This is a genomic window from Paenibacillus cineris (assembly GCF_018333335.1).
GTDB lineage: Bacteria > Bacillota > Bacilli > Paenibacillales > Paenibacillaceae > Paenibacillus_AQ > Paenibacillus_AQ favisporus.
On the sequence record NZ_BORU01000004.1, the window covers coordinates 162,108 to 182,373 of the forward strand.

At 56.3% G+C, this 20,266-nt stretch carries 18 protein-coding genes; 2 read left to right on the plus strand and 16 right to left on the minus strand.

Annotation, left to right across the window (positions count from 1 at the left end):
• Nucleotides 1–149: 149 nt before the first annotated feature.
• The 3 genes from KI379_RS27520 to KI379_RS27530 all read right to left on the minus strand — a co-directional run bounded on the left by KI379_RS27520 (nt 150) and on the right by KI379_RS27530 (nt 4,221).
• Entirely contained in the window at nt 150–653 is a 504-nt protein-coding gene (locus KI379_RS27520; protein WP_076174768.1) for a GNAT family N-acetyltransferase, read from the minus strand.
• 60 nt (nt 654–713) lie between these two features.
• Nucleotides 714–1,940, minus strand: a complete 1,227-nt coding sequence (locus tag KI379_RS27525) for an MFS transporter (protein WP_076174771.1) — start codon at nt 1,938–1,940, stop codon at nt 714–716.
• Between the two features lie 214 nt (nt 1,941–2,154).
• Nucleotides 2,155–4,221, minus strand: a complete 2,067-nt coding sequence (locus KI379_RS27530; protein WP_212985589.1) for a molybdopterin-containing oxidoreductase family protein — start codon at nt 4,219–4,221, stop codon at nt 2,155–2,157.
• A 327-nt stretch (nt 4,222–4,548) separates the two neighbouring features.
• Between KI379_RS27530 and KI379_RS27535 the strand changes: the two genes are divergently transcribed.
• Nucleotides 4,549–5,199: an SDR family oxidoreductase gene (locus KI379_RS27535; protein WP_244169412.1), complete on the plus strand. Its 651-nt coding sequence runs from the start codon at nt 4,549–4,551 to the stop codon at nt 5,197–5,199.
• 661 nt (nt 5,200–5,860) lie between these two features.
• Here the strand turns inward: KI379_RS27535 and KI379_RS27540 are convergent.
• Complete coding sequence (locus tag KI379_RS27540) at nt 5,861–6,337, minus strand: glutathione peroxidase (RefSeq protein WP_076171834.1); 477 nt, start codon at nt 6,335–6,337, stop codon at nt 5,861–5,863.
• 45 nt (nt 6,338–6,382) lie between these two features.
• Nucleotides 6,383–6,793 (minus strand): YjdF family protein, encoded by a 411-nt coding sequence (locus KI379_RS27545; protein WP_076171836.1) that lies wholly within the window; start codon nt 6,791–6,793, stop codon nt 6,383–6,385.
• A 299-nt stretch (nt 6,794–7,092) separates the two neighbouring features.
• On the opposite strand from KI379_RS27545, the gene KI379_RS27550 reads away from it, so the two are divergent.
• Entirely contained in the window at nt 7,093–8,304 is a 1,212-nt protein-coding gene (locus KI379_RS27550) for an oxalate decarboxylase family bicupin (protein WP_076171838.1), read from the plus strand.
• Nucleotides 8,305–8,453: 149 nt separating this feature from the next.
• On the opposite strand, the gene KI379_RS27555 is transcribed toward KI379_RS27550, so the two are convergent.
• The 11 genes from KI379_RS27555 to KI379_RS27605 all read right to left on the minus strand — a co-directional run bounded on the left by KI379_RS27555 (nt 8,454) and on the right by KI379_RS27605 (nt 20,087).
• Complete coding sequence (locus KI379_RS27555) at nt 8,454–9,476, minus strand: LLM class flavin-dependent oxidoreductase (RefSeq protein WP_076171840.1); 1,023 nt, start codon at nt 9,474–9,476, stop codon at nt 8,454–8,456.
• A gap of 338 nt (nt 9,477–9,814) precedes the next feature.
• Nucleotides 9,815–11,353: a DEAD/DEAH box helicase gene (locus tag KI379_RS27560; RefSeq protein WP_076171842.1), complete on the minus strand. Its 1,539-nt coding sequence runs from the start codon at nt 11,351–11,353 to the stop codon at nt 9,815–9,817.
• Between the two features lie 199 nt (nt 11,354–11,552).
• On the minus strand, nt 11,553–13,223 hold the full coding sequence (locus KI379_RS27565) for an ABC1 kinase family protein (RefSeq protein WP_076171844.1): 1,671 nt from the start codon (nt 13,221–13,223) through the stop codon (nt 11,553–11,555).
• A 1-nt stretch (nt 13,224) separates the two neighbouring features.
• Nucleotides 13,225–13,554: a phasin family protein gene (locus KI379_RS27570; RefSeq protein WP_076171846.1), complete on the minus strand. Its 330-nt coding sequence runs from the start codon at nt 13,552–13,554 to the stop codon at nt 13,225–13,227.
• A 73-nt stretch (nt 13,555–13,627) separates the two neighbouring features.
• A complete protein-coding gene (locus KI379_RS27575) occupies nt 13,628–14,266 on the minus strand; it encodes a ThuA domain-containing protein (RefSeq protein WP_076171848.1) in 639 nt (212 codons plus the stop codon).
• Between the two features lie 138 nt (nt 14,267–14,404).
• The gene (locus tag KI379_RS27580; RefSeq protein WP_076171850.1) at nt 14,405–15,217 is read right to left on the minus strand and encodes a uroporphyrinogen-III synthase; all 813 of its coding nucleotides are present in this window, start codon (nt 15,215–15,217) and stop codon (nt 14,405–14,407) included.
• Between the two features lie 88 nt (nt 15,218–15,305).
• A complete protein-coding gene (locus tag KI379_RS27585; protein WP_076171852.1) occupies nt 15,306–15,848 on the minus strand; it encodes a DUF2062 domain-containing protein in 543 nt (180 codons plus the stop codon).
• A gap of 142 nt (nt 15,849–15,990) precedes the next feature.
• Complete coding sequence (locus KI379_RS27590) at nt 15,991–17,082, minus strand: GerAB/ArcD/ProY family transporter (protein WP_076171855.1); 1,092 nt, start codon at nt 17,080–17,082, stop codon at nt 15,991–15,993.
• 30 nt (nt 17,083–17,112) lie between these two features.
• Complete coding sequence (locus KI379_RS27595) at nt 17,113–17,328, minus strand: hypothetical protein (RefSeq protein ID WP_076171857.1); 216 nt, start codon at nt 17,326–17,328, stop codon at nt 17,113–17,115.
• A complete protein-coding gene (locus tag KI379_RS27600) occupies nt 17,321–18,508 on the minus strand; it encodes a Ger(x)C family spore germination protein (RefSeq protein ID WP_076172527.1) in 1,188 nt (395 codons plus the stop codon). The genes KI379_RS27595 and KI379_RS27600 overlap by 8 nt, the downstream gene beginning before the upstream one ends.
• Before the next feature lie 7 nt (nt 18,509–18,515).
• Nucleotides 18,516–20,087: a spore germination protein gene (locus tag KI379_RS27605; RefSeq protein WP_076172530.1), complete on the minus strand. Its 1,572-nt coding sequence runs from the start codon at nt 20,085–20,087 to the stop codon at nt 18,516–18,518.
• Between the last annotated feature and the right edge of the window lie 179 nt (nt 20,088–20,266).

Below are 20,266 nucleotides of genomic sequence, written 5' to 3' on the forward strand. Positions count from 1 at the left end.
TGATGACAAAGCGTTAATTATAGTATAAAAAGGAACCTTCACCTTGTGAAAGTCCCTTTTGTACCGTTTTATATCGGGCTGACTGACTAATTATACACAAAAAATGTCATATCATGGTATTTTACAGGACGGATAGCCCCATAGCCCCATTAAGGACGCGCCAGAAAGCAGCTCATCAATATATCATCGACATCGCGGCCGCCGATACAAAATTCCCGTTCCAGGCAGCCCTCCTGTACGAAACCACATTTGCGGTAAAATGCGATGGCTCCGGGGTTGGAAGACAGGACCCGCAGTCTCAGCTTTCGTTTTCCTTGCTCCTGCGCCCATTTCTTTCCCGCCTCGATCAGCCTCGACCCGATCCCCTCCTGCTGATAATCGGGATGAACCGCAATGTTAATTTCACAAACATGGCTGTTGCTGGAGAGGCCCGTAGCCGGACGAAATCCGATGTACCCGCACAGCACGTTGTCCACCACGGCCACCAGCTGGGAACCCGGCGGGCAGTGACGCAGATAGTCCTCCCGGGAAGACCAGCGGACCGGTTCCGGAGCGGTCCACTCGTTCCACACGAGGGCGTCGATATCCATCAGCGCCTGGGCGTCCCTCATTTCCGAGAGGCGGATGGTCAAAACACGATGTTCGGATGGCATAACAGCTTCACCTCGATTGATAGTAAACTAGGACCAGGTTCAGGGGTATTTGAGTCATCGTCAGCTTCCGAAGGATTCGGCCAGATCGATCTCCGCCTGCCGGTTGCGGACCGCGTGCGTCACAAAGAACACAACCGACAGCACCGCTACCCCAATCGCCAGCCAGGTCACCGGCATAATTCCTCCGTTATCATACAGTATTCCCATGACATAGGGCCCTGCCATTCTTCCGACGGCCCCCATTCCCCCGGTCAAACCGATATAGAACGGAGCCGCCTTATAGGCGTGATCGGAAATAAAAGCCGGGATGGCCGGCGAGATCAGCATCTCTCCGAGCGTCGCCAGGATCATAGCCATGACCATTCCCGGATAACTGTGCAGACCAGCAATGACAAGATAGGCCCCCAGGTAAAAGAGGCCGCTGGCCGTAATTTGGGCCGACGAGGTCCGTGCGAACCAGCGCTTGATCAGGCTTGTCAGCGGCTGGGCGACAAAAATGAGAATGCCGTTCATCGTCCACAGGAAGCCATAGGCCCGCTTCGGCATGCCCTCGGAGATAATGAACGGGGACACGCCTGTGTTCCAGATCGAGTTCCCCAGCCAGAGGAACAGGGAACCGATGCCGATGAACAGGTAAACCCTCGTATTGCAGAGCAGGGACCAGGTACCTTCGGCGCGTTCGGGCTTGTCCTTTTTCTGCAGATGAACCGGCCCCTGCTCCTTATCGAGCCTGCTGAGATAATTCAGGAAAAACATGGCGAAAACCGCCGATGTGACCCCGTTCAGAATAAAGGTCAGGTCGTAGGACAGATCGGCAAGGAATCCGCTCAGCGCCGTCCCCAGGGCGACGCCGATGTTGTTGGCGACGTACACGACGTTAAACAGCTCGCCCCGCCGGTCGGCGAAGCGGTAGCCGATGAACGCCTGGATCGCCGGCATGGACACGGCGTTGCAGAAGCCGATAAAGCCCATCAGAGCCATGTATAAATACCAATACGGGCTGATGAAGGGCAGGGCGAACAGGCCAAGCGCATTCAGGCCAAGCGACCCGACGATGAGCCGCTTCACCCCGACCCGGTGGTACAGCGCGCCGCCGAGCAGCTGGCCGATGATGCCGCCCAGCGCCTGGATCATGATGACCAGGCCGGCATCGGCCATCGAGTGGCCCAGCTCCTCAAACACGTACATGGTGGTGAGCGGCCACATCAGCGACCCGCCCGCCGAGTTGATCAGGCTGGCCGCCAAAAATATTTGAACTTCCCTTGGATAGGATTGCAGAAATTTCATGTTAGGAATCTCCTGTGCAGCGGTATGTGGTGAGGCCGGGCAGATGTCCGGCATCTGAAACCGGCAGATCACGAACGAAAAAAAGAAAGCCCCTGGGGGCTCTCCGGCAGGTGTCCGCCAAGCGTAAAACCGGCTGACACCTGTAGCAATTTATCGTTATGTCTGCCGTCCCACATGACAGTATCTATCATATTGTGTCATCCCGCAATGACCTTCACTGACGCTTTACTTCGACAGTGGTTGAGAAGAACGTGGCTCCGCCGCCCATGTCGGCCAGGCGGTCGGGCGTCAAAGCGTTGGCCCGCTGCCTGCGGCCGTCCTTTGCCCACCACAATCCCTGGCTTACGACAGTGCCGGGAAGCATTTTATCCGTGACCACAGCCTTCAGCTCATACCGTCCCCGCTCGTTGTATACGCAGACGGGATCCCCGTCGGTAATGCCGCGTGCAGCGGCGTCTTCCGGATGGATCTGCAGCACCGGCTCCTTCTCCAGCTTCTGATGCTTTTCCACATTGGCGAAGGTGGAGTTCAGGAAATTGTGGTTCGGCGGCGAAATGAACATGAGCGGGAAGCTCTCTCCTGCTGCAGGACGGCGCTCACCGTCGTAGCCTTCCTTCAGCGGGACATACTCCGGCAGCGGCGGCAGTCCCGCCAGCTTCATCGCTTCGGAATACAGCTCGATTTTGCCGGAAGGGGTCGGCAGCCGGTCCAAATAGTGCAGCTTCGGCGTCATGTCGAGCTTGACGAAGCGCTGCTCCTTCAGCGACTCCAGGGTTACTCCGTTCAGATAGGGATTGTCCGGATAATCCAGCGCCGCTTCGATCATCTGCTCCTCCGTCTGGGAGAAGGCTTCTTCATCAAAGCCCATCGCCCGGCCCAGCAGAGAGAACAGCTCCACGTTGCTCTTGCTCTCGCCCTGCGCAGGAATGACGGGCTCCTGGATCTGAACATATTGATGCCAGTAAGAGCCGAACAAATCTGTGCTCTCAAAGGAAGAGGTCGCCGGCAGAAGGATATCGGCGTATTTCGCCGTATCGGTCATAAACAGGTCATGCACGACCGTAAACAGGTCCTCCCGGGCAAATCCGGCCTGAACCCGTGCCGTATCCGGCGCGACAACCAGCGGGTTGCTGCAGTAGACAAGCAGCGCCTTGATTGGCTGCTCCGTCATGGCCAGCGCTTCCCCGATCCGGTTCATGTTGATGCTGCGCGCCTCCGGGTTCGGCCGCAGATCCGGGCGCTCCAGCGCTTCGCTGTTCATCGCGTTATAGCCGCCGTTGGACTTGGCGGCACCTCCGCCCTGCTTCAGCCAGTGGCCGGTCAAGGCCGGCAGGCAGGCGATGCTGCGGATGTTCATGCCGCCATTGTCATGATGCTGCAACCCGTTGCCGATGTGGATGTAGGCGGCTTCCGCCTCGCCGTACATACGGGCCAGCTTCTCGATATCCTCCTCCGGAATGCCCGTAATTTGGGATACAAGGGCCGGGGTGTACGCCTTCACATGCTCCCGCAGCTCCTCATGGCCGACAGTGTACTTGGCCATAAAGTCATTGTCCGTCAGCCCGTCGCGGAACAGGATGTGCATCATGCCCAGTGCGAGCGCCGTATCCGTTCCGGGATACAGCGGAATAAACCAGTCGGCCCACTGGCCGGTGCGGTTGCGGTGCACGTCGATCACGACCACTTTGGCTCCGCGCTTGCGGGCTCTCTCCGCAATGACGACTTGGTGCATATTCGTGCTGATGATGTTGCCGCCCCAGACCAGTATCAGGTCGGCGTATTCGGTATCTTCCGGCGTCGTTCCGCCGCCGAAGCCCATCGTATATCTCCAGCCGGCGCCGCCGGCGGAGTTGCATATCGTTTGGTCCAAACGGCTTGTACCCAGCGCATTGAGGAAACGTCGGTCCATGCCGTCGACGCTGAGAATGCCCATATTACCGTAGAAGCTGTAGGGCAGTATCGCTTCGGAGCCATGCTCCGCAATAATATCCCGAAAGCGCTGGGTAATTTCCGTCACCGCTTCGTCCCAGGTGATCCGTTCAAACTGGCCTTCCCCTTTGGGCCCCGTTCGCTTCATCGGGTACAACACCCGGTCCGGATGATAAACCCGCTCCGTCATATTTCTTACCTTATTGCAGATCGCACCCTGAGTAATCGGGTGATCGGGGTTGCCGGTCACTTTGACGATTCTACCGTTCTCCTTGTGCAGCAGCAGGCCGCAGGTATCCGGGCAGTCCAGCGGGCACACCGCAGGAAAAACGCCGTTCTCTTGCTCGATCATCTCCCGCTCCATCTCCCTCTATATGAAGTCTGTATATGCTTGTATTTCTATCTTAAAGCGAGCCGGCAAAATCCGCAAAAGAAAAAATAAGGCATCTGTTTCAACCCCACACCCGCCGGGTATAAAAAGAACAGGAGCATAGAGTGGACGAACCGTGTTCGCCCTGCCTGCTATGCCATATATCATGGACCACTCCCAACCGAATTCGCCAGGTCGATGTTTCGTTCCCCCGGACGCCGACCTGGCGAATTTGTTTATTTTTGGAATTCGATCAAAACCTGTGTTCCCGCCCTGGACATCGGGGTAATGCATACGTAGAGGTGATCAATGATGACAACCGTTTTTGTGGCAGGCGCAAACGGCCAGACCGGGCGCAGAATCGTATCGAAGCTGGTTGAGGCAGGTTATGACGTGAGAGGGCTGGTCCGTAAAGAAGACCACCTCCGGGATCTGGAATCCACAGGAGCTAAGGGTTATCTTGGAGACTTGTCGGGAGCTTTCTCCGACGGTATGAAGGGAGCGGACATCGTCGTCTGCGCCGCAGGGGCCGGCACCTCGGGAGATCCGGAGCATGTGGATCATGTCGGAACCGTTCGGCTCATTGAGCAGAGCGTGCTGGAGCAAATTCCACGGTTTGTGCTGATCAGCTCTATGGGCACCAAGGATCCGGACGCCATGCCTTCCTTCCTGAAGCCCTTCCTGATGGCCAAACGCAAGGCCGAGACCATCCTGGAGGAAAGCGGGCTGAGCTATACGATTATCCGTCCGGGCGGGCTGACAAACGAGCCGGGCAAAGGCAAGGTGCATGCCGCTCCGGAACTGCAGCGTCACGGCCGGGTATCCAGAGATGATGTGGCCGCAGCTGTTCTCGCGGCGCTGCAAATCCGGCAGACCCATAACCAGTCGTTCGACCTGCTTGAAGGCGATACCCCGGTGGAGGAAGCCTTGAAAGGATTAAACGGCAGCGTTCCGCAGTAACATCCGTTTTTGTAAGAAAAACGTCTATCGACGCACCTTCAAAGTAGACAGACCGCGTTTAAAGGAAGTTTTTCCTGCAATATCAGGAAGCAATGGCTATGGAGTTCATACTTACTGATATTATAAGAAAAACGTCTATCGACGTACCTTCAAAGTAGACAGACCGCGTTTAAAGGAAGTTTTTCCTGCAATATCAGGAAGCAATGGCTATGGAGTTTATACTTTCTGATATTATAAGAAAAACGTCTATCGACGTACCTTCAAAGTAGACAGACCGCGTTTAAAGGGAGTTTTTCTTGCAATATCAGGAAGCAATGGCTATGGAGTTCATACTTACTGATATTATAAAAAAAACGTCTATCGACGTACCTTCAAAGTAGACAGACCGCGTTTAAAGGAAGTTTTTCTTGCAATATCAGGAAGCAATGGCTATGGAGTTCATACTTACTGATATTATAAGAAAAACGTCTATCGACGTACCTTCAAAGTAGACAGACCGCGTTTAAAGGAAGTTTTTCTTGCAATATCAGGAAGCAATGGCTATGGAGTTCATACTTACTGATATTATCAAAAAGGTCTGTCCCGTTTTCGGGACAGACCTTTTGTTCATGATATTGGTTCGTATCACTTTCAGGAAGTTTTCAGGAAGCATCCCGGCAGTTTACAGCAAACCGCGAATCGCTTCCGTCATGGCTTCCGGCGACTCCTTCGGTTCAAAACGGGCAACTACTTCTCCCTGCCGGTTCACCAGGAACTTCGTAAAGTTCCATTGAATCTCGCCGTCTTCGGCCGGACCCGGCTGCTGCTGTTTCAAATATTGAAAGAGCGGATGAGCCCCTTCCCCGTTCACTTCCACTTTGGCGAATACCGGGAATTGAACCCCATAATTCAGCTGACAGAACGATGCGGCTTCTTCACTGGTACCCGGCTCCTGTCCTCCGAACTGGTTGCAGGGAAATCCAAGGATTTCGAGCCCCTGCGCCTTGAACTGGTCATACAGCTTCTGCAGGTCGCCATACTGTGGCGTTAATCCGCATTGGCTTGCCGTATTGGCGATGACCAGCACTTTACCTTCATAATCCTGAAGAGACACCTCTTGACCAGAGGTCTTGGCTGCTGTGAATTGGTATACGGACATGTGATTACCCCTTTCTATCCTTCATATAGAATTGGCATTCTGCTGCTATTTACCCCGATGCTTGGCCTTGGCCTTCCTTACGGCGATCTCCCGCTTGTAAGCGGCCAGGGCTTCCCGCTGTTCCCTGTTTCGGCAAGTGCGCTGCTTCTTTGACTTCTCCAGCTCCAGGCGAAGCGCCTCCTGGCTCTGGGTGCTGACGCCTCGGGAGCGGGACTCCTTCGCCGCCTGCCGGGCAAGCCGCTTCGGGTTGACCGACTTCACAGGCAGCCGCGCGGCCGGGACGCTGCAGGATAAACGCTCCACCAGCGCGGGAAGATCGTTCATAACGTACTCCCACACTTCCTGCAAAGACGGCTCGGAACCAAAGACGTGACAACCCGCCTTGAGCCCGTCTGCTTCCTGCACTTCGACGACACCGACCCAATAAGGATCTTCAAAAAATACCGTGAGTTTCACCAGTATTCCCCCTCTGTATAAATCGGACCGAGGGACATCCCGAGGGGGGAAGGCTACTGACATGTGATCCGGGAGGCTGTGCTGGCGAATCGCCCTCTGCCTCCCTACATGCGCCGCGGACTACCGACCGGGCTGTGATTTTACGATCCACTTTCCATGATACTCCAAAGCGGCCGTGATGCAAGTCCGGCCCCAAGCGAATCCAATGAAGCCGGGAATCAGCCTCATATCGGCATGCGGCGGTTCATATACTTTCCTGTAGCTGAAAGCGAGATTACTGCTGAAAAGGGGCCATACGCATGAATCATTCATCCAATCGGCCGGAGTCGGGCAGGCGGATTCCCCAGCCGATCCGCGGCCGCGAAGGGGCGACCGACGAGGGGCCGCGCGACGTGCTTCGGGACATGGAGAATCCCGATATGCTCGTTCCGCCGAAGACCGATAACGGGCTGATACCCAATTTAAAATTTTCCTTCTCCGATACGCACATGCAGCTTAATGAAGGCGGATGGTCCAGGGAAGTGACGGTTCGCGACCTGCCCATCGCCACCACGCTGGCCGGCGTCAACATGCGCCTCACCCCTGGCGGCCTGCGTGAGCTCCACTGGCACCAGCAGGCCGAATGGTCCTTTATGCTGCTCGGCAGGGCACGCATTACGGCAGTGGACCAAAACGGGCGCAATTTCATTGCCGATGTGGGTCCCGGAGATCTCTGGTATTTCCCGCCAGGCATCCCCCATTCCATCCAAGGGCTCGAGGAAGGCTGCGAGTTTTTGCTTGTTTTTGACGACGGACATTTCTCCGACCTGAATACCCTCAGCATCTCCGACTGGTTCGCCCACACGCCCAGGGAGGTCCTCTCAGCCAATTTCGGCGTTCCGGAAAGCGCGTTTGCAAGCATCCCTCCCAGCCAGGTGTACATCGAGCAGGAACCCGTTCCCGGTCCACTGGACAGCCAAAAGGTAACCTCGCCCTACGGAGAGGTGCCCCAAACCTTTACGCACCGCCTGCTCGCGCAGCCTCCGATCATCACATCCGGCGGCAGCGTACGGATCGTAGATTCGTCCAATTTCCCGATCTCGCGTACCGTAGCGGCGGCACTGGTGGAAATCAAACCCGGCGGAATGAGGGAGATGCACTGGCATCCGAATCAGGACGAATGGCAGTATTACCTTACCGGCCAAGGCAGAATGACCGTATTCGCCGGTGGCGGCAAGGCCCGTACGTTCAACGTTCGCGCGGGCGACGTCGGCTATGTGCCGTTCGCCTTCGGACACTATATCCAGAATACCGGAACAGACAGCCTCTGGTTTTTGGAAATGTTCAAAAGCGACCGGTTCGCGGATGTGTCATTGAACCAGTGGATGGCCTTGACACCACGGGAGCTGGTGGCGGAAAACCTGAACGTCGGGTCCGATCTGCTGGATGCGCTGCGCAAGGAAAAATCGCCTGTAGTCAAGTACCCCGGCTTCACCTACACGAAGCCAAAAGACGGCGCCCCGGACGGATAATATCCAGGGGGCCGTCTTTTTTTCTAGATGCAAGAAAGTATTAGCTTCGGAGAATGTGCTTCTTTATAACACAAGAAACACTTCCGGATGCGGTCTTGCTTCCGATGTATGCCGATAGACGTTATTCTAATTTCCGCCTGTTCGTTCTGTTATCGTCCGGCGGCGTCCGCCGGACGTCCGAACGCTTCGGCGATCAGCCGGAAGGACTGCAGCTTATCCTCAAAACGATGGGTAATGCTGGCGATCATCACCTCATCGGCATTGTATTCCTCGCACAGCTCTTCAATTCTGCGCTTCACCTGCTGCGGGGAACCGACGACCATCCGCTTGCGGTTCTCCTCAATCCGGATTCGGTCGTACCGCGAATACGGATATTCCAGCGCTTTCTCCACCGACGGAGTGCCTGAAGACGATCCGCCCTTTTCCAATAAAATGAGCGAGAGATCCATGCTGGACGCAATCCGGTTCGCTTCCTCCTCCGTCTCTGCGCATACGGCAAAGATGGCCACCAGGGACTGGGGCTTGTCAAAAATGGCCGACGGCTGAAAATGCTCCTGGTACCAGCGCATCACATCACTGCCGCCGGAACCGTTGATAAACTGGGCGAAAGCAAAGCCGGTTCCCCGCATGGCGGCAATCCCGGCGCTGCCACCGCTGGAGCCAAGCAGCCACATTTCCGGAACGGTTTGGACCATCGGCGTGGCCAGAAGTCCAGCAAAAGGATGTTCCGGACTCAGGGAATCCGTCAAATAGGCGACTAAGTCGTCGATCTGATCGGCGTAACGGTCCTCGCCGCGCATCTTCCCTTCCTGAAGGGCACGGGTCGCCAAAGGCATGCCGCCCGGCGCGCGTCCGAGTCCTAGGTCGATTCTGCCCGGATAGAGGCCTTCCAAGAGCCGAAAGTTCTCCGCTACCTTGTAAGAGCTGTAGTGAGGCAGCATTACGCCGCCTGATCCAACCCGGAGCGTCGATGTCTTCGCCGCCAGATGGGAGATCAGCACTTCCGGACTGGAGCCGGCCAGGTTCGGGGAGAAATGATGCTCCGATACCCAAAAACGATGGTATCCGAGCCGTTCGGCTTCCTGGGCCATGGCCGCCGTCTGGGCCAGCGCTTCCACCGGATTGCTGCCTTCCGATATCGTTGATTGATCCAATATGCTCAGCTTGATCATTACGCATCAAGACCTTTCTGCTATGACTGATTGCAGCCGGTGCTGACTGCTATTGCAGCAGCGGCATCCAGGTTTTGGATGAGCTGCCCTGCTATTATATCATGCGTTTGACGGGCTGCTGAAACGCTTGGCCGCAAAGTGGGAGGTTGCCCGAATCATCCGAGTCAGAAAACAAAAACGGCAGCGCCGCGATAGAGTACGGTTTGCACGGGCGGCCCACCCATTAGCAGATTTAGAGATTTGCCTCTAAATTTCGGGGCATCCGTGAGGACAAAAAAAAGGCAGCAGCTGACCCCGCCTGGGTTAGCTGCTGCCTTTGCCTTGGCCGCGGGGCGCCGTTATTTCCGGCGCCCGCGTCCTCCCGCGCTCCGGCCTCTGCCGCCGGGAGCGGATGGGCGGCCCGTGCCGCTCCGCTTGGCATCCCGGCCGCCGCGGGAACCGCCAACCGGCGCGCCGCGTTCCGCGCGGGCCGCTTGGCCCCGGCCGCCGCCAGCGCTGCGGCCGTCACGCTGCCCGGCCGCACCAGTGCGGGAGCGGCCGACACCTGCACCGCCTGCGCCGGCTTCGCTTCCGGCGTAGGCGCCCCGCGCCCGCTTGGCCTCGCCGCGGGCGCCTCTGCCTTCACCGCCCGCGCGTGCGGGGCGGTCATCCCGGCGCGGGCGGCCTTCGCCGCGCCCGCCGTCTCTGCCGCCGCGTCCGCGGTCCTCACGCTCCGCATGGATGGAGCGCGCCTTGGTCCCCGCGGCAGTGATGCCGGCGCCCTTGTCATACCGGCGCCGTTCAATATTGTACTGGATGTGCTGCTCGATGTTTGCCAGCTCGCCTTTGTCTTTGGGGGCGACCAGCGTGATGGCCATGCCCTTTTCCCCGGCCCGGCCCGTACGGCCGATCCGGTGGATATAACTCTCCACGTCATGCGGAATATCGTAGTTAAACACGTGCGTGACGCCTTCCACGTCAAGCCCGCGGGCCGCCACGTCCGTCGCGACCAGCAGCTGCAGCTTCGCCTCACGGAACCGCTTCATGACCGCTTCGCGCTTCGCCTGCGACAGGTCGCCGTGCAGCTCGTCCGAGTTATATCCTTTCTCCAGCAAGGCTTCGTTGAGTGTCGACGCCCGCCGTTTCGTGCGGCAAAAAATGATCGCCAGGAACGGGCGGTACGTGTCGATCATGGACATCAGCGCCTCCTGCTTCGTCCGGTCCGTCACTTCCACGACGATCTGCCGGATATGGTCCAGCGGCACCGGCGATTTCTCCCCTTTGATCACTACGTCCTCCGCGTCCCGGGTATAGGCTGCCGCAAGCCGCTTGACCTCGGCAGGCATCGTGGCCGAGAACAGCATCGTCTGGCGCTTGTAGGGCAGCGCCTGAATCAGCGTCTCGACCTCGTCCAGGAAGCCCATGTGCAGCATTTGGTCGGCTTCGTCCAGCACGAGCATTTTGACGCGCCCGAGCTCCAGCGTACCGCGCCGGAGGTGATCCAGCAGCCGGCCCGGCGTTCCGATGATCAGCTGGCGTCCCCCTTCGAGCTTCCGCAGCTGCTTCTCGACGTCCTGTCCGCCGTAAACGGCCAGAATCCGGATATCGGTCCCTGCCGCCAGCTTGCGCGCCTCCTCGGTAATTTGCAGCGCCAGCTCGCGTGTAGGCGCAACGACAAGCGCCTGCGGGTACAGCTGTGTCGGGTCTATTTTTTGCAGCATCGGCAGCATAAAGGCCAGCGTCTTGCCGGTTCCTGTACGTGCCCTCGCAATCACGTCGCTACCTGCAAGCAGGAGCGGGATCGTCTCCGTTTGCACCGGTGTCGGGATGGCAATACCGTTCGCCCTCAGTGTATTGACCAATGATTCGTTAACGCCCAAACTTGAAAACTTCAACAAAAATGCACCTCATTCATTAAGTTCCGCCTTTAGCGGGATATATAGTGGATTAACTCGGTTCAGACGCTTGTACTTTTATCTTAAAAAGGAGGACCGCCACGTGACCCGTGCAGGGCCGCCGGACAGACCTCCCTTAAAGGATGAAATGAAAAACGCATGAATAACAATGTATGGATCATAATGGCGGCAATACAGGCAGCTAAAACCTGCCGGATTTGAATATGGAAAACAGCAGCCACAGCACCATCAACAGCGCCACAATAAAGCCGGTTCCGATCACCGGAAAATGCCACAGTACCGAAGATTGCTGATTCAGGGAAGAACCGATGATCAGCCCAACCATGATGATGCTGAAGGCAAGCAGCACGATGCTGAAAGACAGCCGGTTGCTGATCTGGTCGAGCTTCCTCATCAGGGCTTCCATCTCCGGAACGCTGATCTCAACCTTCAGCTTGCCCTTGCTGATTAACGATGAAATCTGCCTTGCCTGGTCCGGCAGGTCGAACAGCGCCTCCGCCAGACCCGCCGCTCCGCCCAGCAGCTTCTTGCGCAGATTGCGGGTGCTGAAGCGGTCCTTGATCAGCTTCCGTCCAAACGGCTCCGCCATGTCGATGATGCTGAGCGTAGGGTCCAGCTTCTCGATGACGCCTTCCATCGTCAGCAGCGCCTTGCCGAGCAGCGTCAGATCAGGCGGAATCATCACTTTGTGACGCTGGGCGACCGCGAACAGATCGTTCAGCGCCGTCCCCATGCTGATTTCGGAAAAAGGAATATTATAGTACTGCTCCCGCAGACTGTCCAGATCCCTGCGCAGCTCGCGAATATCGCCGTCTTCCGGCATCATGCCCAGCCTCAGCACGGCGCGGACCATGCTGTCGGTGTTTTTCCGCATCAGGGCGATGATCAGCGAAGACAGATGATCCTTCATCTCCTCGCTAAGCCGTCCCACCATACCGAAATCCAGATAGGCAAGGCTGCCGTCCTTGCGCACGAGCAGATTGCCCGGATGCGGATCGGCGTGGAAAAAGCCTTCGATGAAAATCTGGTGCAGCATGCTCTCCACGAGCTTCTCGGCCGTTTCCTTCAAATCGTATCCCTTCGCCACAAGCTCCTCCTGATGGCTTAAAGAGATGCCGCGGACATATTCCATCGTCATGACGCGTGAAGATGTATACTGCCAAAATATTCGCGGGATGCACACGGTCTCATCGTTCTGAAACTGCAGTGCAATTTTTTCCGCGTTGCGGCCTTCCTGAGTATAATCCAGCTCAGCCCGCATGGAGCTCGCAAACTCTTCCACCAGGCGGGCGATCTGGTACTGCTTGACCCACACCCAGCGCTTCTCCGCTAGCGCGGTCAGGTCCCTGAGGATTTCCAGGTCTCTGACCACCATCTGCAGAGCGCCCGGACGCTGGACCTTGACCGCTACATCCTCGCCGGTCTTGAGCTTGGCGAGGTGAACCTGCCCAATGGAAGCTGCCGCGATCGGCGACTCCTCAAACCAGGAGAAAATATCCTCGATGGCGTCGTCCAGCTCCTGCTCGATAATGCCCTTGGCCGACTCGGACGAGAAGGGCGGAACCTGATCCTGAAGCTTGATCAGCTCCCGGATAATCGGCTCCGGCAATAGGTCCGACCGGGTGCTGGCCAGCTGCCCCAGCTTGACGAAGGTCGGTCCAAGGTCTTCCAGAACCAGCCGGATCCGTTCCCCCAGCGTCTTGGTCTGCGGCGTCTCATGGGTGATCCACCGTCTAGGTATGGACAGCATCTGGAACAGGCCCAGCTCCTCCACGATATAACCAAAGCCATGACGCATAAGCGCCATGGCGATCTCCCGGTAACGACCGGTATGTCTGATGCGCAGTGCCATCTTATTCCGCGGCCGGTCCGGAACGCTCTGCTTCGAGCTCCGCCACCCTCTTCTCCAATGTTGCAATGCGCTGTTCCAGACTGACGATATCCTGATCGGAAGGAACGTGAATGTCCGTTAATACACGCCGAACCTGGTCTTGAATCCACGTTTTAAATTGGGACTGCTCCTCCTCGCCGCGTTCCACCAGCCGGTTGACCAGATCTTTGGATTCCGACGGCGCCAGCTCGCCCCGTTTGACCAGATCGTCCACGATCTTCTCGACTTTCTCTTTGCTCACTATGGTAAGGCCCCATCCCAATGAAATTGCTTTTTTAAACAGATCACTCATGGTTATTCCTCCCAAAGCTATAGTCAATATATTATACCCCCAAATGATGGGTCATATAAACCCGGGAACCGCATTAACCCGGAAGATGCGCTGCCCACTGCGCTGCCTGCAGAATAAGCCGGCGGATCTGCGGATGGAGGAATGTCGGCTCGTGATGCCCCGGCATCAGAAAGGCGACTCTTCCCATACCGTAGCTATGTTTCCAGGCCGCCGGATGCCACGTTCCTTCCAGTTCGTATTCCAGCAGCACGGTTCTTTCGCCAAACGGGTCAAAATCAATCTGGTACGGCTCTTCGTCGAGTTCAAAAGGCTCGATGCCTTTCGTAACCTGGTCCTCTGCGCTCACCCGGAACGACAGCGGCTGGTACGGCGGATGACCGTTAAAACGGCCGCCGGCCAGCTGGGCCAGCTCATAGCGCCGGTTGCCGATAGACAGGCCGTTGTGGATGACAAGCAGGCCTCCTCCCTGGCTCACGTAAGACAGCAAACCCGCTGTCTGCTGCGGAGACACCTTCTCGTCCCACAAGTCGAAATAGCATATGCAAAGGTCAAACGGCTTCAAATGCTCCTCGAGCAGCAAATTTTTGTTTTCGCTGCATTGAACCGAAATGACATCGTTCAAAATATGGCTGATCTGCGCGTCTACCCCCTGCAAAGGGTGAAATTTCGGATGCGTGTAATCACCGAGTAAAATGCTTTTTTTCTTGTTCATTATGTTCCTCCTTGCTCGCTCTCGTTCCCTATAGCATTCCACACTTTCTGGAAAAAACCTTTAATTCCTTTCGTTTTGATGAAGGAAAAAGGGATGCAGCCAGCCGCATCCCCCGTCTGTATAGACATGTCCTTTCCTTCAATTTCGAACAAAATACCTTCCCAGTTCCACCATCATGCTGCCCATCCGCTCATCTTCCTCCGGCGAGCAGACGCGTTCGATGCCTTCTTCCCGCAGCGCCTGGGCCGTAATTTTGCCGACAGCCGCCGCGACCACCGGTCCGGAGAAAGCCGATACCAGCTTCGGGAGCTCGCCCTTCGCCCGGGCGTACTCGATCAGGTTGCGCACCTGCGGCCCGCTGGTGAACGCCACGGCGTCCAGCTCCGCCGCCGTAATTTCGGCGAGCAGCCGCGCAAGCTCCGCTTCCTCCGGAGCAATATGCTGATACGGCAGCACTTCCCGTACCTGGGCCCCCTGTTCCTGCAGCCAGGCCGTCAGCTTCGGAGCCGGATCGCCGTGCAGCTGTAGAATGACGTCCGCCCCTTGAAACGGATAAGACGCCAGCCCCCGAATCAGACCGGCCGTGCTCCCATCGTCGTCCCGTACGATCGGGATAAGCCCTCTCTTCTTCAGGGCATTCACCGTCTTGTACCCGCGGGCGGCAATGGACGAGCCCTGCAGCGCTTCGAGCAGTGCAGCGCCAGCCCCCATCTCCTCCGCCACCTGATCGATGGCGTCGAGCCCCATGCCCGTCGTCAATATGACCCAGGCGGGTGGATTGGCGATCCAGGCTTCAATATCCTTGCGCAGCTTCACATCGTCGAGGAATACCGTTCCCTGTGCGGGACGAATCAGCGGAATGCCTCCCATATTCTCCACAAGTTTGGCCATTTCGGCCGCTTTGCGGGGACCGGTTAACGCAATTTTTTTACCTGCCAAATTCCGAGCCATGCATCCTTCTCCTCATCAGGGTTCATGGAACCCGCCACTGTTTTATTAAACAGTATACTTGAAATTCCGCCCAAGGAGATGAAAAGATTCACAGACTTTTGACGGCAGCGGCGTTCTGGCGCTTGGCCAGGCGGTGCCTTTTACGCTGGTTATACAAGAATCGAACGACAAAAAAGGAAATGACGCCAAGCACCAGGCCGAACACCGACATGCCGATCAGTACGTGAAGACCGCCCTGCAGCAGATGCTTAAATATGGTAAAATCGCCGGACAGCAGGTTTCTCCAAGCATGCTCCTGGACCGGAATATCCACCATTTTTTTCGGGAAAAACCATTCTCCGATTTTCTTGGCAAAAGGGAGGAGGACGATAGGAAGGAAAGTGAGCTTGCCAATGACATTGCCTATAATAGCTGCCGGAAGCGAGCCGCCGGCCAACCTTACCGTAGGGTAAAAAATCAAATACACCAGCGATCCGGTGGAAATGACGATCATCTCGAGCCCGAACCCGAGTGCAAATCCGAGCGACACTTTGCGTGCTCCGCCCGGGGAACGGAACAGCTTGATCATGTTCAGCTTGATTTTCCGGTAAAACTTATGAAAAATGTTGTGCTTTCTCGATTTAGTTGTCATGTAATCACCCTTCAGGTATGCCTAGCAGGCAGGACATCCCCTTCAGCCGCAGGCTTCAGGGCCGCCCGTTCCTTCTATTGTATCACTTTTATCCCCTCTAATCTAACCGAAAGAGTCTGTTTTATTTTTACCGGCAGAAGGATCAGGTAGCGTCCTCCCGGGGTTCCTGCATCCGGGGTTTTCGATGGGGCCGATGGAACAAAAAGATGAAGAGCGGCAGCACGATGACGAACACCAGGGCCACGACCGTCCACTCCCTGTCGAACCGGAACACTTCGATCGAATTGGGATAGATCCAGAATGCTGTCACCACGGCGAATAACCCGATGGGCGAGGTCATCATTTTTCCGGAAATCTGCGGGATCATCGTTTTTAATCCGTAACAAATGATGAACAAGCTGGTGGAGATATTCAGCAGAACCGCCGGAAACCAGAGGCCAACGAGCAGCATGTCGAACCGGTCGAGGAAATCCGTTATTTTAATCTGCCGGGACATTTCGTAAGACGGGTACATCAGGCTTTCGGCAATGGGTACGCCTACCAGCAGCGAAATCATAATGACGATCAGCAGCAGCAGCCCTGTCGACAGGAGCAAAGCGTACATCCCGTCACGGATCCGGTAATCTTTGCTTGAGAAGATGAACGGGAGCGCCAAGATCTGGCCCAGGTAAGAAAAGACGACCCAGCTCCCTTTGCCGACGCCCGCCCAATCGACATAAAAGTAAGGTTTGATATAGTTGAAATCAAAATCCTTGGCAACGATAAACGGTATGATGAGGACCACCGTTGTCATCATCGGCCCATACAGGTCGGCAATGCCCATCACCGTCTGCACGCCCCCTCTGGCAATAAAAATCACCGTCGCCGTGATCGCAATAGAAATGATGAAAATCGGCGTGAGCGGCAGCAGGACGACATTGGTAAAGTCGGCAACCATGCGGATATCCCTGGCCAGGATGATAAAGAAAAATATCAGATACAGGATGGTAATCACTCTTCCGATCACTTTATGCCGTCCGTTCAGCGATTGGAACAGGTCCTTCCCGGGGAACCGCTTGGCGCTTTTGGACAGCAGCAGAAGCATCAGCGCAACGACGATTCCCGCCGGAAAAAAGGACAGGTAGGCGTGCTGCTTGGCATAATTGGCCAGCTCACTCGGTACGTGGATTAATGTGGTGTTCAAGATGTAGGTAATTCCGAGCATCCTAAACTGCCGGTTCGTCACTTTATTCACAGCCCTGCCTCCTTTATTGCGATTTCACATTCAAAAAGGAACGAATTTTTCGAGATAATGTCCCGCCAGTACCGATCCGTACACGACGTGGCCAAACTGCAGGCAGTAGGCCCAAATTCCGAACCCGCCTGCGAGCAGAATATAGGCCAACCAGCGATTAATCCCCGGAATTTCGCGCATGACCTTCCGATCGACCAGGATCACCAATATAGCGGCCAAGATATACAGCCCCAGAAGCTTAATCATTCCTGATTTCCTTTCTGCCGAAGGGCTTGCCGACGGCTCCGATATTCTCGATATGAAGCTCAGGTTTTACGATAACCCTGACCTCGGGATATGCTTTCTTCCAATTGCCCTTAAATCTCTGCCAAGCCTTAGGGTCATTCTCGTAGATCGACCTGCCGAATCCCAGAATATCCGAATTGTATTTATGCTGCAGAGACCGCATGGCGAGCTGCACTTTATCGACAATCTCCTCGCTGGCCCGGCGCTCCAGGTCCCGGAGGCTATGCTCATCGCTGATAATGCTGTTTGAATCATTTTCGTACACGGCGCCCTTGGCGTAAATTTCGATGGTCATCGTGATATCGTTGCCGCGGACAACCGGTTTCAGCTTGGCCTCATTTTCACTGAAACGGATGGAAATGTGGCCCTTGCCTCCGGGCCCGTCGACGATAATGTCCGGTGAGGGGGCCTGGTTCATGGCCAGATTGATGATTTTGCCTTCCTGCCCTTCCAGGGCTCCCACGAACTTGTCCTCGTCAAACAGAGCCAGGCCCGTAACCTGGATATTATTTTTGGAAGTGCCCACGCCCGGCGGCACCGCTTCTTGAATAGACAGGTACGGAAGAGCCACGTCCACGCCATCCGTCATGAGTGTGTTAACCAGCTGTTTCAGCGAATCGGGCCTTTTTGTGAATTCGTTGATCAGCTCCCGGATCATCTCGCTGGAGAATTGCTCCATCGGCGCTGCGGCGTCCAAAATTTTGTACGCCGATCCGCTTGTCACCGCCACCAGCGATGACAGGCGATTCTGAGGAATCCGGGCAAATTGGTCCAGCATCGGTGCAATGCCGTCCCTGGCGAAATCCTCGCCGATAAGCAGCACGCGCCGGTGGGAGAAGGAAAGGTTCCGGGAGTTGCCGGCCTGGATTTCCATGTTGGCGCTGCGCAGCGTAATGCCCGTTTTCGATTCCAGGTAGTAGGACTTTCCGCCGCTGGTGCCTCCGCCGCCGCCTTTGCTGCCTGCCCCGCCTAAATTCCCCGGCAGGGCGATCTGGAGGGCACTTCGGTACATCCCGTTTTCCTTGTCGACGGAAGATCCGATAACGAAGGCAACGTCGTTGATTTCTTTACGGTCCCAGCAGCCCGCCAGCGCAAGCGGGCTCAGGAGCAATAAACCGGCTACCGCCCATTTCTTGATCATGTCCATATCACCACACCTTGTTTGATTGCGGGGTACCGTTGATCTCCTTCTTCTCACGCACCCGGTCTTTCTTCGATGCCCAGGATGGGCGCCGCTTCATCTTCCACCATGGGGCGCGAACGAACACGTCCTTGTTATCCTGAACATGGAAAGGGCTGACGCCGGACATATACGGCACGCCAAAGGAGGTCAATTGGGTCACGTGGACCAGAATCCAGACCGTACCCAGCACGATGCCGAACAATCCGAGCACCCCGGCCAGAATCATCAGCGGAAACCGCAGCAGGCGGACCGTGATGGCCAGGTTGAACCGCGGAATCGTAAAGGAGGCGATCCCTGTCATCGACACGATAATGACCATAGGGGCCGATACGATGCCGGCCTCGACCGCTGCCTGACCGATAACGAGCGCCCCCAGGATGCTGACCGCCTGGCCGACGGTTTTCGGGAGCCTTACGCCAGCCTCGCGCAAGGCCTCAAAGGAAATCTCCATAATGAGCGCCTCGACGAGCGCAGGAAACGGTATTGCCTCCCGGGCAGCCGCGATGCTGAGCACCAAGGTCGAAGGCAGCATGTCCTGATGATAGGTCGTCGTAGCAATATACAATGCAGGTAAGAAGAGGGCGATAAACACGAATAAATACCGGATCCACCGGATGAAGTTCGTGATGAAGTACCGCTCGTAGTAGTCCTCGCTCGCCTGCATCAGTTGGAAAAAGGTCACCGGACCGATGAGAACGAACGGCGTACCGTCCGTGAATATGGCAAAACGTCCCTCCAGCAGCTGGGCCGCTGCGGTGTCGGGGCGCTCGGTGTACTGGAGCTGGGGAAAAGGCGAATACGGATGATCCTCGATCATTTCCTCGATATACCCGGATTCCAGTATTCCGTCGATTTCAATGTCCTTGAGCCGCTTCTCGACGTCCCGGATCATCTTGGGATTCGCCAGTCCCTCGATGTACGAAATGACCACATCCGTTTTGGTCTCTGTCCCGAGAACGATGCTCTTCATCTTCAGCCTCGGGGACTTAATTTTGAAACGCAGCAGCGCTGTATTGACGCGAAGCATCTCCGTGAATCCTTCGCGCGGCCCGCGGATGACCGCTTCGGTCTCCGGCTCGGATACGGTTCGGCGCAATCCGCCCTTTACATTGAACAGGTGGGCTTCCGAATACCCGTCCACCAGGATGACCGCGCTGGAATTCATCAGCCCCTCGATGACATCCCCCCACATGGTGGCGCTGTTGACCTGGGACAGGGATACGCGCGTATTTTCCAGTGGTTCCAGGTCAGGGTCTTGCTCCTTGCTCTCGTCCCCCTCATTCTTCAGGCGCACCAATCCCTGGATAATGGGCTGAATCATATGGATCTGGAGTTCTTCGGAGAACACGATCCCTTCCACATATACGAGCAGGCCCTCAACGCCCGGGGCAACCTCCATGCTCCGGTAGACCATGTCCGAGCAGTCATCGAAGATATCCTTCAGCATCTCCGTATTGACTTTCAGATCCTTCTGGATCGGCACCTTATCCAACGAAGGAGACGGCAGACCCAGTGCCCTGCCTGTTGGAAGGGCCATGCGCGGCTTATCCGGTGTTGCACCGCCTTTTTTCATCTCCACTAGTCACCTCGATTTCCGCTCCTTGCCAGCAAGAAGGAATTTAACCGTAGGTTGTGCCAGAATTGGATAAATTATGTGGATGGCTCGGGGAATGTACAAAAAAGGCGCCACCCGCTTGCAGCTTCGGGTGGCGCCTG